The following is a 13,613-nucleotide window of genomic DNA, read 5'->3' on the forward strand; positions in this document are numbered from 1 at the left end:
TGGATATGTTCTGATGACCGAGCTTCAAGCCACATCGCGTCCGCGCCGCCCGCGCCCCAAAGCCGTCACCCTGACGGACGCGGCCGCCGAACGGGTGCGTGAGATCCTGGACAATGCCGAGAACGATCACATCGGCCTGAGGATCGGCGTCAAGAACGGTGGGTGCGCCGGGCAGGAGTACACCTTCGCTTATGCCGACGAGATCGGGCCCATGGACGAGGTGGTCGAGGACAAGGGCGTCACCATTCTGATCGAGCCTCGGGCCGTGCTGTTCCTGATCGGCACCGAGATCGACTATGAGACGACGCGCCTGGCGTCCAAGTTCGTGTTCAACAATCCGAACCAGACCGACGCCTGCGGCTGCGGCGAGAGCGTGACCATCGTGCCGGTCGCCGCCGACTGAGAGGGGTCCGGTCTGATGGCTTATGACGCGGACTTCGGCGAATGGGTTCGCGAGCATTTCCACGCGCTCGGCCGCCTGGAGATCAAGCGCATGTTCGGCGGGGCGGGGGTCTATGCCGCTGGCGTCATGTTCGCCCTGCTGGACGACGGCGTGGTCTGGCTGAAGGGCGACGAAGCGCTGGGCGCGGCCTTCGTCGAGGCCGGCTCGCGTCAGTTCACCTATCCGACCAAGGACGGCCGCACGATGAGCATGGGCTACTGGACCCTGCCTGAAACGGCTCTCGATGACCCCGACGAAGCCGTCGCCTGGGCGAGGCGGTCGCTGGACGTGGCGGTGAGGAAGGCGTCGGGGAAGAAGCCGAAGCCCGTTACTTAGTCGGTGTGTCGATCAGCACGGCTGGCGTCACGGGTTGACCCTTGGCCTGGGCGACGAGTTCGGCGGTGCGGGTCTCGATGACGGCTTCGAGGCGAGCCAGGAATTCCTCTTTGGGCAGGCCGACGGGGATCGGGTCGAGGAAATCCAGCGTCGCTGTGCCGGGGTGTTTTTCGTACTTTTCCTCTGGCCAGAAGAGGCCGAGGTTGGTGGCGAGCGGCACGACCGGCACGTCGAAGTCGCGGTACATGTGCCAGACGCCGGAGCGGTATTTGAACTTCTTGCCGACGGGCGCGAGATGGCCCTCGGGATAGATCAGGATCTTGCGGTTTTCGGCGCGGGCCTCCGCGGCGCGCATGGCCAGGGCCTTGCGGGCTTCGTGGCCGCCGCAGGAGTTGACAACGATGGCGCCCAGTTTCTTCAGCACGCCGCCCAGCAGGGGAAACTTTTCCAGGTGGTCGCCGGTGACGAAGGCGATGTCGTCGAACTGATCGTAGGTCGCAAAGCCGTCGCCCCAGCTTTGATGTTTGGAGGCAATGATGAAGGCGCCCGGGGGCAGTCGATCCTTGCCGTGAACGTTCAGCTTGATGCCGGCGAAGATCGACATGGCCTGGACCATGCGTTTCACATAGCGACGGATGACCCAACTGGCCGGGCCGCGCCCGGGCGCCAGCGCGGCGAAGGCGGCGGTCAGCCCATAGCCGATCGACAGGATCCAGTAGGCGACATTGAAGGCGAAGCTGCGCATGGGACGACTATGGCAGAAAGCTTGGCCTTGTCAGACCCTAAGCCGCCTTTTCGAGCGATGACGCCGGCGTGACGCAGTTTCGGCCCGCGCGTTTGGATTCGTACAGGGCGGCGTCCGCGCGTTCCAGCAGGCTGGCGGCGGTTTCGCCCTTTCGACGCTGGGCGAAGCCGGCAGAGACCGTGACTGAGCCCAGGTCGTCGTTGGTCGAGCGACGGCGCAGCGCGCGTGAAGCTACGTCGTTGCGGATGCTCTCCAGCGCCGCCATCACGACGCCGGCGCCTTCACCAGGGAAGATGATGGCGAACTCTTCGCCGCCGAACCGGGCGGCGAATCGGGTCTTGCCGCAGATGTTGGACAGGACGGTGGAGACATAGCGCAGGACCTGGTCGCCGGTCTGGTGGCCCCAGGTGTCGTTGAACCGTTTGAAATGGTCGATGTCCAGGATGGCCAGGCTGAGCGGCGCGCCATCATCCTCGGCGCAGGCGGCCTCAAGCCGTTCATCAAAGGCCTTGCGGTTGGCCAGATTGGTCAGCGCGTCGGTCATGGCGTCGCGGCGCACCTGTTCCAGGTTTTCGCGCAGGCGGATGACTTCCTTGTTGGACTTTTCCAGACGCTTTTCAAGGATCGCCGTTTCACGTCGTACGCGGTTGGTTGCGGTCGACAGGCCGCCGACCAGATCCTTCAGCGAGGACGGATCATCGACGGTTTCCATGCACTGCGAGGCGTCGGCGAGGGTCTCGCCATAGTCGTGCTGGGTCTTGTGCGCCATAGCGATGGCGCTGGCGACGCTGGCCAATTCGCGGTCCAGCACGGCGCCGACGTCGCGGATCTGATCCGGCAGGCGACCGCGCGGCAGGAACTCGGCGGCCAGCATTTCGGACGTCTTGTCAGTGATAACGGCGGACTGCGCCAGCAGACGGCGGATTTCCTGGGCCAGGGGGCCGTCGGGATCGCTGATGTAGTGCAGCCAAAGCTCGAAGTTCAGCGGCGTGGGCCACACGCCGGCCTTTTCCATTTCGCCGATGACGTTGCGCGCCAAATCATAGGCTTGAGGAGCTCTCAGCGCCGTCTCGACCTTTTTCGACATTCTTGTTCCCCTGGGCCCCTGTTCTGGAGCTGTGTCGGGGCGCATACTACGGGATGTTCCGTAATGCAGGGTAAACGACGCGGCGTTTCACCGCGCCGTTGTGTACGAGTTCAGGCGCGGATGACGACGGGCCGGCGCAGGAAGGCGGGGATGTCGTCGCCGAAGCCACGCACGCCCTGGCGCTGAGTATCGCTCTTGTCGGCCTTGCGGTCACCGCGGCGATCGGATTGCAGCAACTGCGGTTCACGGTCTGCACGGTCGGGGCGCGCGGCGTGAGCGGTCTCAACAGGCTCGACGATCGGCTGCGCATCGATTGCGGCGGCGACGGGAGCCGCAACTTCGACCCGCGTCTCGGGGCGGGCCTTGCGGCGGCTGCGGCTGCGGGGCGCCTCGGCCTCCTGAGACGATGGCGCGGCGGTGACGGGGGCGATGTCGACAGGCTCGGAGGATGGCGTGGGCGCCGTGCTGGTGCGCGACCGGCTGCGACCGCGTTCGCCCGAGCGTTTGTCGTCGCGGCGCGGGCCGTCTTTAATGGCGGCGAAGTCGATGCCTTCAAGAACCAGCTCTTCCGGATCCTTCTTGATCAGCTTCAGCACCTTATCCAGCGACTTGTCGTCGGCCGGGGTCACGATCATGAAGGCCTGGCCCAGCTTGCCGGCGCGGCCGGTGCGGCCGATGCGGTGGACGTAGTCGTCGGCGTGGTGCGAGACGTCGTAGTTGAAGACGTGGCTGACGTCGGGGATATCCAGGCCGCGCGCGGCGACATCCGAGGCGACCAAAATCTTCAGCGCGCCCGAGCGGAAATCCGCCAGGGTCTTCATCCGGTGCGACTGATCCAGGTCGCCGTGGATCGGGGCAGCGTCGAAGCCGTGGGCCTTAAGCGACTTGGCGACGATATCGACTTCGGATTTGCGATTGCAGAAGACGATGCCGTTGCGCACGTCCTCCCGACCGACCAGGGCGCGCAGAGCGGTCCGCTTGGCCTTGGGGTCCGAGGTCGGGATGCGGACGATGTACTGGGTGATGGTGTCGGCGGTCATCGCCGGACGCGAGGCCTCGATCCGGGTCGGATCCTTGAGGAAGGCGGTCGTCAGGCGCGTGATCTCCGGCGGCATGGTCGCCGAGAAGAACAGGGTCTGGCGGCGCGGCGGCGTCAGTTTGAAAATGCGCTCGATGTCGGGGATGAAGCCCATGTCCAGCATCCGGTCGGCCTCGTCGACGACCATGATCTCGACGCCAGTCAGCAGCATCTTGCCGCGTTCGAACAGGTCGAGCAGGCGGCCGGGCGTGGCGATCAGGACGTCGACGCCCTTGTTCAGCGCCGCAACCTGGTCGCCCATGGAGACGCCTCCGATCAGCAGGACCCAGCTGAGCTTGGTGCCCTTGGCGTATTTGGCGAAGCTCTCGGCGACCTGGTCGGCCAGTTCGCGGGTCGGCGCCAGGACAATGGCGCGCGGCATACGGGCGCGGGCGCGGCCGGTGGACAGGCGATCGACCAGGGGCAGGGTGAAGGCGGCGGTCTTGCCGGTGCCGGTCTGGGCGATGCCCAGAACATCACGTCCGGCGAGGGCGACGGGGATCGCCTGTTCCTGAATGGGCGTGGCGGTCGTGTAGCCGGTGTCGGCGACGGCCTGAAGGGTCGTGGGCGAAAGGCCCAGTTGGGAAAATTCGGTCATGAATCCTTGGGAGAGAAAGCGTCTGCGTGCATAGCAGCGACGGAACCGCCCCTCTTTGGGCGAGCGGGCGGCGCGGATCGCAGACCTGTCCCGAGGCTGGGGCGCATATAGAAGCCCCTGCGCAGAAGTCAAGTATTCCTGGTTTTTCGCTCAGCCGGCCGCAGGCCGTAAATCGCAGCCTGCAAACGAAAATCGCCGGACGGGCGAGCCGTCCGGCGATCTGCTGGATCAGAGAGGAAGTGCGATCAGCGCTTGCCGAAGATCATATCTCCCAGTTTGGCTAAGAAGCCCTTTTCCTCGGGCTTGGCGGCGGGCGCCGGCTTGGGTGCTTCGACCGGCTTGGGAGCCTGAGCCTGCGTAGGGGCGGACGCCGCAGCGGCGGGGGCAGCGGCGGGTGCAGGGGTGGCGGCAGGCTTGGGCGCGGCGACGGGTTCCGCAGGCTTGGGCGCAGCTGCGGCCGGCTTGGCGGCAGGTGCGGCCTTCGGGGCGGCGGCGGGTTTCGAAGCGGCGGCCTTGGGGGCAGCAGGTTTCGCCGCTGCAGGCTTTGCCGCCGTCGCCTTCGGGGCGGCCGCTTTCGGAGCTGCAGACTTCACTGCCGTCTTGGCGGCGGCGGGTTTGGGTGCAGCAGCCTTGGGCGCGGCTTTCGGAGCAGCATTGGGGGCAGGGGCGGGTTTCGGCTTGGCTGCGGCCTTGGCGGCGACCGGCTTAGCGGCGGGCTTGGGGGCGGCGGTTTTGGGCGCCGCAGCCTTGGGCGGGACAGTCTTGGCGGCAGCGGGCTTCGGCGCAGCGGCTGCCGGCTTTGCCGCAGCCTTGGGCGCAGCGGTTTTCTCGGCGGCGGTCTTCACGGCGCTCGACTTCGGCGCGGCTTTAGGCTTGGAAGCGGCGGTCGCCGGCTTTGGCGACGCTGGTTTAGACGTAGACGGTGACTTGGCCATGTATTCCCCGACCCCTCGGTTTGATAAAAACGCGGCGGCGACGGGCGTTCAGCACCGGATCGCTACGATTCGCCATATTACCGGTGTTTGAAAAATGTCCGAGTCCGCACTTCAGATAATCGCACGTGGCCCGCGCGCCGCGGCAGAGGCCGCAGCAGAGGCCGTAGACGCCGATCCGCGGCTGGAAGGCGCGACCTATTCCATCCTGGAAGAGGACGAGGACAACGACGTCTGGCGCATCGACGCCTTTCCCACGACGGACGAAGAGGTCGAGGGGCTGAAGGCGGTGCTGGCGGGCTATCCGGTGACGGTGCTGGTCGAGAAGCTGGCGGACGCCGACTGGCTGGCCATGTCGCTGTCGGGTCTGCCGCCGGTCGAGGCCGGACGGTTCTTCGTCTATGGCGCGCACGATCAGGGCAAGGTGCCCGAGGGCCGCGTCACGCTGAAGATCGACGCCGGCGCCGCATTCGGCACGGGCCACCATGGCACGACGGTCGGCTGCCTGGAGGCGTTCGACAAGCTGCTGGAGACCGAACGCTTCGAGAAGGTGCTGGACGTCGGCTGCGGCACGGGCGTGCTGGCGATCGCGGCGGCCAAGACGGGCTCGCCCATCGCGGTCGGAACCGACATCGACGAGCCCTCGGCCCGGATCGCCAATGAGAACGCCGAGATCAACGAGGCCAAGTGCGACTTCTATTTCGCCGATGGTCTCAGCGATCCGCGCATCGCCCAGCATCAGCCGTATGATCTGGTGTTCGCCAACATCCTGGCCGCGCCGCTGGTGCATCTGGCGCCCGAGATCGGGGCGGCGCTGAAGAGCGGCGGGGTCGCGATCCTGTCGGGCCTGCTGCGCACGCAGGAGGAGCGGGTGCTGGAGGCTTATCTGCCGCTGGGCTTCACGGTCGAGCAGACTATCCATCACGACGCCTGGAGCGCCCTGCAACTGCGCAAGGGCTGAGGATCGATCATGCGCCAGACTTTCGACGAGACGACCGACCCGTCCTTCGGGGCCAAACACCTGCCGCTGCTGCGCGCCGAAATGGCCAAGCAGGGGCTGGACGGGTTTCTGATCCCCCATGAGGACGAGCATCAGAACGAGTATCTGCCGGACGCCAATGAGCGCCTGGCCTGGGCGACCGGCTTCACCGGCTCGGCCGGGGCGGCGGTGGTGTTTCAGGATCGCGCCAGCATGTTCACCGACGGTCGCTACACCGTTCAAGTCAAGGCCCAGACCGATCCGGCTCTGTTCGAGCGACGCGACCTCAATGACGTGGCGGCCTATCTTGAGACGGCGGCGAAGGAGGCGGTGATCGGTTACGATCCGCGTCTGCACAGCCCGGATGCCCTGGTCGTCCTGAAGGCGGCGGCGCAGAAGGCGGGGGCCGAGTTGCGCGCCGTGGACGCCAATCCGCTGGACCTGGCCTGGGGCGCCGATCGTCCGGCCCAGCCGACGGCGCCGGTCGTGCCGCACGAGGATGTCTATTCCGGCGAGAGCCATGCCTCCAAGCGGGCGCGGATCGGCAAGGCCGTGGCGGACGCCGGCGCAGACGCGGTGGTGCTGACGGCGCCGATGTCGATCGCCTGGCTGTTCAATGTGCGCGGCGGGGACGTGATCCGTTCGCCTCTGCCGATCGGTCAGGCCATTCTGGCGGCGGACGGACAGGCGCGGCTGTTCCTGGACCCGGCCAAGGTCACGAATGCGCTGCCGGGCTGGCTGGGCGACGATGTCCGCATCGAGGCGACCGAGCAGCTGGCGGCTGCGCTGGACGGGCTGTCGGGCCAGAAGGTCATGATCGATCCGTCGCTGTCCTCGGCCTGGTATTTCGACCGGCTGGACGCGGCAGGCGCGACGGTGGTGCGCGCGATGGACCCTTGCGCCATTCCCCGGGCGGCCAAGAATGCGGTGGAGATCGAGGGCAGCCGTCAGGCGCACATTCGCGACGGGGCGGCGCTGAGCCGGTTCCTGCACTGGGTCGACACCGTGGTGCAGGAGACCCTGCCGGACGAGCGCGAAGTGGTCGAGGCGCTGGAGCGGTTCCGCGAGGAGACCGGGGCGCTGAAGGACCTGAGTTTCGACACCATCGCCGGCGCCGGGCCGAACGGGGCCTTGCCGCATTACAAGCCGGTGGGCGCCAGCATTCGCAAGGTCGAGAATGGCTCGCTGCTGCTGGTGGACGGCGGCGGTCAGTATCTGGACGGCACGACCGATGTGACCCGCACCATGGCGGTGGGCGAACCGAGCGAAGATCAGCGCCACAAGTTCACCCTGGTGCTGAAGGCGCATATCGCCATGGCGACGATCCGTTTCCCGTCCGGGACCAGCGGGATGGCGCTGGACGCCATTGCAAGGGCGCCGATGTGGGCGGCGGGGCTGGATTACGATCACGGCACCGGCCACGGCGTCGGCAGCTATCTGGGGGTCCACGAGGGGCCGCAGAGGATCGCGAAATGGGGCACGTCCCAGCCGCTGCTGGAAGGGATGATCCTGTCCAACGAGCCCGGCTATTACCGCGAAGGCCACTGGGGCATCCGCATCGAGACCCTGCAGGTCGTGACGCCCGCCGAGGTCCCCGAGGGCGGCGAGCGGCCCATGCACGGGTTCGAGCAGCTGACGTTCGCGCCGATCGACCGCAAGCTGATCGCGGTCGAGATGCTGACGCCGGGCGAGCGGGCCTATGTCGACGCCTACCACGCCGAAACGCTGGCCAAGGTCGGGCCGTTGATGGATGGCGAGGCGCTGGACTGGCTGAAGCGGGCCTGCGCGCCGCTTTAAGGGGCGGGTGAAGGCGCCGGGGGCGCGCTGGGGCAGTGGCGCATCTGGGTGACGGGGCAGGCAAGGTCGGCGAGCGCCGCCTTTGTCGCCTCGTAGCCGATGGCGACGGGGCCGTCGTAGGTCTTCCAGTCGCGAATATCGCTGCCGGCGACCTGGGGCAGGATCAGGACGTCGGCGTCGGCGCGCGACTGGGTCATCTCGGCGTCGGTGGTAATGGTGGCCGAGCGCATCAGGATCGAGACGATGGGCGGGCCGGCCTTCCAGGCTCCGGACAGGACCCATTTCCACCAGGACGGCGGATTCTCCAGCGCCTGGGGATCGACGCCGCGCGTTTGGGACATGTCCACGCCGATGATGGGGCCGCTGTTCAGTTGACGCATCACGCTGGTGGGGAAATTCTTCAGCACGGCGCCGTCCACCAGCACCTGACCGTCCATGACGACCGGCGGCAGGACGCCGGGAATGGCGATGGAGGCGCGCATGGCCCGACGCATCAGGCCGGTGCGGTGCGCCTCGATCCGGCCCGAGGTCAGGTTCGAAGAGACGGCGAAGAAAGGCAGGGCCAGGTCCGCCAGATCGATGTCGCCGTAAGCCTGTTCCAGCAGACGGGCGACCTTTCGGGCGCGGGACATGGCGATGATCGGCACCGCGAGGTCCGACAGCGGGTCGGACTCGACGAAGGCGCGCCGAATCTCGAAATCCAGCCGTTCGAATGACCAGCCCAGGGCCGGGCCGGCGGCGACGACCGCGCCCATGGAGGCGCCGCCTGCGAAGTCGATGGGCACCTTGGTCTCTTCCAGGGCCCTGATCGCGCCAATGTGGCAATAGGCCCGCGCGCCTCCGCCCGACAGGACCAGGCCGACCGCCGTGCCGGTGACGACGCGGGCGATGCGCTCGGCGTCCGAGGCCACGCCCTCCATGCAATGGAACCAGCGATCGGGCTGTATCGCATCCAGCCAGACGCGGGTGTTGGCCGGATGATGCATGCGCGGATCGCGCAGCAGGATCAGGTCGGTCAGGCGGCGGCCGTCGCCGAAGCCTTGGCGGCGCGGCACGGCGGACGGCGGCGCCAGCAGGCCGCTGCCGACGATGAACATCCGGTCTACCTGACGCGCGCACAGGCTGGCCCAGGCGGGCTGATCCTGTTCGGCGACATAGAGGACGTAGTCGTGGTCGCCCTCCACCCGGCTGAACCATTCGGACGCCGAGGCCAGGGCCGACTGGTCGATGACCTGACAGGTGAAGCCCATGGCCTGGATGGCGGCGGCGATGCGTTCGACGAAGGCGCGGATGGGGCGGGGGCGGGCAGAGACGAAGCCGAAGACGCTGGGCTCGGACGCGCCGGCGGTGCGTTCGCGGGCGCGGTGGATCATCAGCCGCGACAGCTCGACCATCAGGTCCGGTTCGGTGCGGGCGGCCTCGAAGAAGGCTTCGCGCGGCAGGGCCAGGATCTCGCTGTCCCGCAGGGCGACGACGGTGGCGGTGTGCGGCGTGCCGGCCAGCATGGCCATCTCGCCCACCGGCTCGCCCGCCTTGACCACGCCCAGCATGTGCGGCGGCTGATCCGCCTCCATCCGAAACACGCCCAGACGGCCGGAGCGAACCAGATAAAGGGTGTCGGCCGGATCGCCCTCGGTGAACAGCGGCTCGCCGCCGGTCAGCGCAAACCAGCTGGCCCGGTCGACCATGCGACCTTCGAAAATTCGCGCGAGCGAGGTCGCCAGCGTGTCGGGGCGAAGCGTGGCCATGATCCGTTTGTAGGCGCGATTCTCAAGCGGGTGAATTGGGATGTTTGGACGTGCGACGGCGCCTTCGCGCGATCGCAGCGAAGTTCGGAGGGCTGGGCGGAGCGTCGGGCCTTCGCCCGGAGTGTGATTAGAGATTACCGTTTCGACGAAGGGTGTGACGCTCGGCGCGGGGGGTTGGCCTGCAAGCTCGGGGCGCCGAGCGGTGGCGGTCTTATCGCCTAACCCCATAAGCCTGCGACGGGCGGGTCGGAGCAGCGATCCCCAATCCCCGGTGCGGCCGAGTATCCCCCTCGACCCTGCGACGCGACTGCGGGCGTCGGGGCGATTCCCCGACCGATCAGCCCCGGCGCCGCGATGGAGTTTCACCATCGCTCCCGTTCCCTCCGCTCTCGCCGCCGCAAGGTCGCAGGCCAGGCGAGCCCTCCATGCGACGAGACGGGTGCATTATGCGGCCGTTTGACCCCTTGGATGGGAGACGGGGGACATAAATCGGCAAGCGGTTGAAATCGTTTGGGAGGGACCAGCGGCATTGCGCTGGCTGAGCATTGTCTCCTCCCCATGTCAGGGGGAGGTGGCTCGAAGCGTAGCGGAGAGACGGAGGGGCTCTTCAGCGCATCCCGGCGCCTAAGCGGCGTCAAGAACCCCTTCACCGCTTCGCGGTCCCCCTCCCCACAAGTGGGGGAGGAGACGATGGTGCGAGCTTCTCGCGTTGCCCGATTCCGCGTGGGCGGGTAGAGCGTTCGGCTTCTCCCGCCCAGCCGAAGTTTCAGACCATGCACGACATCAGAGCCATTCGCGAGAACCCCCAGGTTTACGTGGCGGGCTGGTCGTCGCGCGGGGTGGACGAGGCCGATGGGCTGGTGGCGGACATCCTGCGGCTGGACGGCGAACTGCGTCACGCCCAGACGACGGGGCAGGACGCCCTGGCCAAGCGCAATGCGGCCTCCAAGCTGATCGGCGCTGCGATGGGGCGTAAGGACATGGGCGAGGCCGATAGGCTGAAAGCCGAGGTCGAGGCGCTGAAAGGCGATATCGCGGCGGCGGCCGAGGTCGAAGCGCGTGTCGGCAAGGAGCTGCGCGACCTGCTGGCGGCGCAGAAAAACCTGGCGGCCGAGGATGTGCCGGACGGTGAGGACGAGGCGGGCAATGTCGAGGTCTCGACCTGGGGCGAGCCGCGTCGCATCGGTCCGGCCAAGGACCACGCCGACCTGGGCGAGGCCCTGGACATGCTGGACTTCGAGGCGGCGGCGAAGATGTCGGGCGCGCGGTTCGCAGTGCTGAAGGGGCAGCTGGCGCGGCTGGAACGGGCCGTGGGCCAGTTCATGCTGGATATGCAGACGGATCAGCACGGGTATCTGGAGGTAAACCCGCCGCTTCTGGTAAATGACGAATCCATGTTTGGAACGGGTCAGTTGCCAAAGTTTGGCGAGGACCTGTTTTATCCTACTGAAGTTCGCAAGCCGCCGAAGCGCGAAAACTTGTCTCGCGACTTGAAAGAGCTACGCAATTTTCTGGCTCACAAGCAGTTTTCTGTCCGACCAGGTTCATTGTCGCAAGAAGACTGGGGGTTATGGGCGCGTCTGGACCAACTCGGTTTCGACGATCTGCTGGAAGCGGAAGTTTATCAGCTCCTAGATGCCCTGGAACGGGCCCACGTGCAGGGTATTGAGGGGCGTCGCTGGCTCATCCCTACCGCCGAAGTCTCCCTGACCAATCTCGTGCGCGAGACCATCCTGTCTGAGGACGACCTCACCACGCCGATGCGGATGACGGCGTTGACGCCGTGCTTCCGGGCCGAGGCGGGGTCGGCGGGGCGCGATACGCGCGGGCTGATCCGCCAGCACCAGTTCTCGAAGGTCGAGATGGTGTCCATCGCGCGGCCGGAGGACTCAGACGCCGAGCACGAGCGGATGACGGCCTGTGCGGAGGCGGTGCTGAAGGCGCTGGAGCTGCCGTTCCGGCGGATGCTGCTGTGCAAGGGCGACATGGGCTTTTCGGCGCAGAAGACCTTCGACCTGGAGGTCTGGCTGCCCAGCCAGGGGACCTATCGCGAGATCAGCAGCTGCTCGAACTGCGGGGACTTCCAGGCGCGGCGCATGGATGCGCGGTTTAAGCGCGCCGGCGAGAAGAAGACCGAGTTCGTCCATACGCTGAACGGCTCTGGCCTGGCGGTCGGCCGGACGCTTGTGGCGATCATGGAAAACTATCAGCGAGACGACGGGCGGATCGCCGTGCCGGCGGTGTTGCAGCCCTATATGGGCGGTCTGCAGGTCGTGGGCGGCTGATGCGTATTCTTCTGACCAACGACGACGGCATCGAGGCCGAAGGTCTGGAATGCCTCGAGCGGATCGCGCGCACGCTGAGCGACGACGTGTGGGTGTGCGCGCCCGCCGTCGAACAGTCGGGCAAGGGGCGGGGGATCACCCTGACCGAGCCGCTGCGGGTGCTGAACCTGGGCGAGAAGCGGTTCGCCGTGACGGGAACGCCGACCGACTGCGTCGTGCTGGCGGTCAATGACCTGATGCCGGAGAAGCCCGATCTGGTCCTGTCGGGCGTCAATCGCGGGCACAATATAGGCGAGGACGTCAGCTATTCCGGCACAGTGGCGGGCGCCTTGCAGGGGATGGCGTTCGGCATCCGCTCCATCGCCCTGAGCCAGAGCCTGGAGCGGTTCCACGACGAGGTGGTCGCGCATTGGGAGACGGCTGAGGCCTTCGCGCCTGCGATCATCAGCCGCCTGCTGGAGCAGAAATGGGCGAACGGGGTGGTGATGAACCTGAACTTCCCCAACCGGCCGCCCGAAGCGGTCGATCAGGTCGAGGTGACGACCCAGGGCTTCCGCAACGTCGGCGAGATGCACGCGGTGCGGCGCACGGACCTGCGCGGACGGGACTATTACTGGATGAGCTTCCGGGGTGAAAAGCAGGAGCATGCCGAGGGCACGGACCTGCGGGCCATCGAGGAGGGGCGGATCTCGGTCACGCCGCTGCATATCGACCTGACGCACATGACCAGCGTGCATGACCTGAAGAAGGTGCTGGGCGGGGCGCCGCCGAAGAGCGTGGCGACCGCTGCATGAATCTGCACGACGACCGGGCCGGGCGGCTGATCCTGTCGCTGCGGCAGCAGGGGGTCACGGACCCGCGCGTGCTGAAGGCGATGGAGAGCATCGACCGCGCGGTCTTCGTGCATGAGAAGTTCCTGGATCAGGCGTGGGAGGATCAGGCCCTGCCGATCGACTGCGCCCAGACGATCAGCCAGCCCTATATCGTCGGACTGATGACCCAGGCGCTGGAGGTGCAGGCGCGTCATCGGGTTTTGGAGATCGGCACCGGCAGCGGATACCAGTGCGCGGTGCTGAGCCGGCTGGCGCGCTATGTCTATTCGGTGGAGCGGTATCGCAGTCTGCTGGTCGAGGCCGAAGCGCGACTGCGGGTGCTGAAGATCGAGAACGTCATCACCAAGCACGGCGACGGCGGCCTGGGCTGGGCCGAACAGGCGCCCTTCGACCGGATCATGGTCACGGCCGCCTCGCCGACCGAGCCGACCGAACTGCTGAAACAGCTGAAGCCGAACGGGGTGCTGGTCGCGCCTGTGGGACGCACGTCGGTGCAGATGCTGCATCGCTACGTCGGGCAGGGCGACGGGTCGTTCCACCGCGAAAGTCTGACGGAAGTGCGTTTCGTGCCCCTGGTCGAGGGGACGGCGAAGGAGGGATAGGCTCCTTTTTGCTGGCTATCGCTCGCGACCGGGTTGCTCGCTGTTTGAGCCGTTAATCTTCGCGCCCCAATTCCGTGCGGTTTGCGGGGTTGGCTTATGGGGCGCGAGCGGGCACACCGGGCGGGCGAGTTTAACCACGAATGGGAGCAGC

General features: G+C 67.0%; 12 protein-coding genes. 7 read left to right on the forward strand and 5 right to left on the reverse strand.

What is annotated here, in order from left to right; genetic code table 11:
• Positions 1-13 precede the first annotated feature (13 nt).
• Both PFY01_RS08370 and PFY01_RS08375 read left to right on the forward strand, forming a co-directional pair.
• Positions 14-403: a HesB/IscA family protein gene (locus tag PFY01_RS08370; RefSeq protein WP_055753478.1), complete on the forward strand. Its 390-nt coding sequence runs from the start codon at positions 14-16 to the stop codon at positions 401-403.
• Positions 404-418: 15 nt separating this feature from the next.
• Positions 419-778, forward strand: a complete 360-nt coding sequence (locus tag PFY01_RS08375) for a TfoX/Sxy family protein (protein ID WP_271040954.1) — start codon at positions 419-421, stop codon at positions 776-778.
• On the opposite strand, the gene PFY01_RS08380 is transcribed toward PFY01_RS08375, so the two are convergent.
• The 4 genes from PFY01_RS08380 to PFY01_RS08395 form a co-directional block, all read right to left on the reverse strand.
• Positions 771-1,523, reverse strand: coding sequence for a lysophospholipid acyltransferase family protein (locus tag PFY01_RS08380; protein WP_271040955.1), 753 nt, complete (start codon positions 1,521-1,523; stop codon positions 771-773). The genes PFY01_RS08375 and PFY01_RS08380 overlap by 8 nt on opposite strands.
• 37 nt (positions 1,524-1,560) lie before the next feature.
• Positions 1,561-2,610, reverse strand: coding sequence for a GGDEF domain-containing protein (locus PFY01_RS08385; RefSeq protein ID WP_271040956.1), 1,050 nt, complete (start codon positions 2,608-2,610; stop codon positions 1,561-1,563).
• 110 nt (positions 2,611-2,720) lie between these two features.
• Entirely contained in the window at positions 2,721-4,286 is a 1,566-nt protein-coding gene (locus tag PFY01_RS08390) for a DEAD/DEAH box helicase (RefSeq protein WP_271040957.1), read from the reverse strand.
• A gap of 245 nt (positions 4,287-4,531) precedes the next feature.
• Positions 4,532-5,131, reverse strand: a complete 600-nt coding sequence (locus tag PFY01_RS08395) for a hypothetical protein (protein WP_271040958.1) — start codon at positions 5,129-5,131, stop codon at positions 4,532-4,534.
• A 184-nt stretch (positions 5,132-5,315) separates the two neighbouring features.
• Between PFY01_RS08395 and PFY01_RS08400 the strand changes: the two genes are divergently transcribed.
• Together PFY01_RS08400 and PFY01_RS08405 are read left to right on the forward strand one after the other, a co-directional pair.
• On the forward strand, positions 5,316-6,179 hold the full coding sequence (locus tag PFY01_RS08400; protein ID WP_271040959.1) for a 50S ribosomal protein L11 methyltransferase: 864 nt from the start codon (positions 5,316-5,318) through the stop codon (positions 6,177-6,179).
• A gap of 9 nt (positions 6,180-6,188) precedes the next feature.
• Positions 6,189-7,994, forward strand: a complete 1,806-nt coding sequence (locus PFY01_RS08405; protein ID WP_271040960.1) for an aminopeptidase P family protein — start codon at positions 6,189-6,191, stop codon at positions 7,992-7,994.
• Here PFY01_RS08405 and PFY01_RS08410 read toward each other — a convergent pair.
• Positions 7,991-9,742: a patatin-like phospholipase family protein gene (locus tag PFY01_RS08410; protein ID WP_271040961.1), complete on the reverse strand. Its 1,752-nt coding sequence runs from the start codon at positions 9,740-9,742 to the stop codon at positions 7,991-7,993. The two genes, PFY01_RS08405 and PFY01_RS08410, sit on opposite strands and share 4 nt — an antisense overlap.
• 773 nt (positions 9,743-10,515) lie before the next feature.
• Between PFY01_RS08410 and serS the strand changes: the two genes are divergently transcribed.
• Genes serS through PFY01_RS08425 form a run of 3 tightly spaced genes read left to right on the forward strand, consistent with a single transcriptional unit; the run spans position 10,516 to position 13,462 of the window.
• Positions 10,516-12,027: a serine--tRNA ligase gene (gene serS, locus PFY01_RS08415; RefSeq protein WP_271040962.1), complete on the forward strand. Its 1,512-nt coding sequence runs from the start codon at positions 10,516-10,518 to the stop codon at positions 12,025-12,027.
• On the forward strand, positions 12,027-12,821 hold the full coding sequence (gene surE, locus PFY01_RS08420) for a 5'/3'-nucleotidase SurE (RefSeq protein ID WP_271040963.1): 795 nt from the start codon (positions 12,027-12,029) through the stop codon (positions 12,819-12,821). The genes serS and surE overlap by 1 nt, the downstream gene beginning before the upstream one ends.
• On the forward strand, positions 12,818-13,462 hold the full coding sequence (locus tag PFY01_RS08425) for a protein-L-isoaspartate(D-aspartate) O-methyltransferase (protein ID WP_045810751.1): 645 nt from the start codon (positions 12,818-12,820) through the stop codon (positions 13,460-13,462). Before surE ends, PFY01_RS08425 begins: the two co-directional genes overlap by 4 nt.
• The last annotated feature ends 151 nt before the right edge of the window (positions 13,463-13,613 follow it).

Source organism: Brevundimonas vesicularis, assembly GCF_027886425.1.
GTDB lineage: Bacteria > Pseudomonadota > Alphaproteobacteria > Caulobacterales > Caulobacteraceae > Brevundimonas > Brevundimonas vesicularis_C.

Bases quoted from the DNA above. Each gene is read 5' to 3' on its own strand.
- PFY01_RS08370 (WP_055753478.1), top strand. From the start codon at position 14: ATGACCGAGCTTCAAGCCACATCGCGTCCGCGCCGCCCGCGCCCCAAA.
- PFY01_RS08375 (WP_271040954.1), top strand. From the start codon at position 419: ATGGCTTATGACGCGGACTTCGGCGAATGGGTTCGCGAGCATTTCCAC.
- PFY01_RS08380 (WP_271040955.1), bottom strand. From the start codon at position 1,523: ATGCGCAGCTTCGCCTTCAATGTCGCCTACTGGATCCTGTCGATCGGC.
- PFY01_RS08385 (WP_271040956.1), bottom strand. From the start codon at position 2,610: ATGTCGAAAAAGGTCGAGACGGCGCTGAGAGCTCCTCAAGCCTATGAT.
- PFY01_RS08390 (WP_271040957.1), bottom strand. From the start codon at position 4,286: ATGACCGAATTTTCCCAACTGGGCCTTTCGCCCACGACCCTTCAGGCC.
- PFY01_RS08400 (WP_271040959.1), top strand. From the start codon at position 5,316: ATGTCCGAGTCCGCACTTCAGATAATCGCACGTGGCCCGCGCGCCGCG.
- PFY01_RS08405 (WP_271040960.1), top strand. From the start codon at position 6,189: ATGCGCCAGACTTTCGACGAGACGACCGACCCGTCCTTCGGGGCCAAA.
- PFY01_RS08410 (WP_271040961.1), bottom strand. From the start codon at position 9,742: ATGGCCACGCTTCGCCCCGACACGCTGGCGACCTCGCTCGCGCGAATT.
- serS (WP_271040962.1), top strand. From the start codon at position 10,516: ATGCACGACATCAGAGCCATTCGCGAGAACCCCCAGGTTTACGTGGCG.
- surE (WP_271040963.1), top strand. From the start codon at position 12,027: ATGCGTATTCTTCTGACCAACGACGACGGCATCGAGGCCGAAGGTCTG.
- PFY01_RS08425 (WP_045810751.1), top strand. From the start codon at position 12,818: ATGAATCTGCACGACGACCGGGCCGGGCGGCTGATCCTGTCGCTGCGG.